Origin of the sequence: Bacillus cereus group sp. BfR-BA-01355 (assembly GCF_022663675.1) — a bacterium.
Taxonomy (GTDB): domain Bacteria; phylum Bacillota; class Bacilli; order Bacillales; family Bacillaceae_G; genus Bacillus_A; species Bacillus_A thuringiensis_S.
The window spans coordinates 1-872 of the sequence record NZ_JAKUFY010000273.1 but is presented as its reverse complement, the minus strand read 5'-3'; the positions used below and the strand labels follow the sequence as shown (position 1 = coordinate 872).

Sequence of the window (872 nt, the reverse complement as noted above, 5' to 3'; positions counted from 1 at the left end):
CTCCGGTTAGCCCGGTTACTCCGGTCAGTCCCGTTATTCCCGTTGAACCTGTTATTCCGGTCGGTCCCGTTTCTCCGGTTGCTCCCGTTATTCCGATCGGTCCCGTTTCTCCGGTTGCTCCCGTTATTCCGATCGGTCCCGTTATTCCGGTCGATCCCGTTTCTCCGGTTGCTCCCGTTATTCCGGTCGATCCCGTTTCTCCGGTTGCTCCCGTTATTCCGGTCGGTCCCGTTATTCCGGTCGGTCCCGTTATTCCGGTCGGTCCCGTTTCTCCGGTTGCTCCCGTTATTCCGGTCGGACCTGTTTCTCCTGTTGGAATATAAATTGGTGGAAGAATCGGAAATGTAGGTCCAATATTTTCTGGCCCTATCATCCCCTTATTCAATGATAAATTGTCATTGCGTTTCAATTTAATACCTCATTCCACATGTTTTTTAATTCATACACATCATTATGATCCTATTATTAAAGAATGACTTTATAACTATTCTCTTTTTCTTCCCAAAGAATTATTACATATATTAAACATTTTACCGTTGCTATAACCGCTTTAATTAATATAATAAATAAATCATTCTATTTAAAAAGTACTAAATCTATAACATTCTTATTTAAAAAGATGAGGTGATTTATATTCAAGATAATAATGAAATTAGAAAAAAAGAAATAATGTCAATGGCCCTTGACATTATTTTCCCTTACAGGCTTACTGGGCCTACCGGAAATACTGGACCTACCGGAAATACTGGGCCTACCGGAAGTACTGGACCTACCGGAAGTACTGGGCCTACCGGAAGTACTGGTTTAATCGTTACAACAAACTCTATGTTCGCTAATAATACATTAGGTGGTCCCATCTCTGTGATATTAGG

2 protein-coding genes are annotated in these 872 nt (G+C 41.7%); one reads left to right on the top strand and one right to left on the bottom strand.

Annotated features, from left to right (window positions below; all coding sequences use genetic code 11):
• Window positions 1-409 (bottom strand): exosporium leader peptide-containing protein (locus MR167_RS31545; protein ID WP_242316238.1); only part of this gene is annotated, 409 nt, incomplete at its 3' end.
• Window positions 410-624: 215 nt separating this feature from the next.
• Between MR167_RS31545 and MR167_RS31540 the strand changes: the two genes are divergently transcribed.
• The coding region (locus tag MR167_RS31540; protein WP_242316237.1) for a collagen-like triple helix repeat-containing protein at window positions 625-872 on the top strand (248 nt) is incomplete at its 3' end.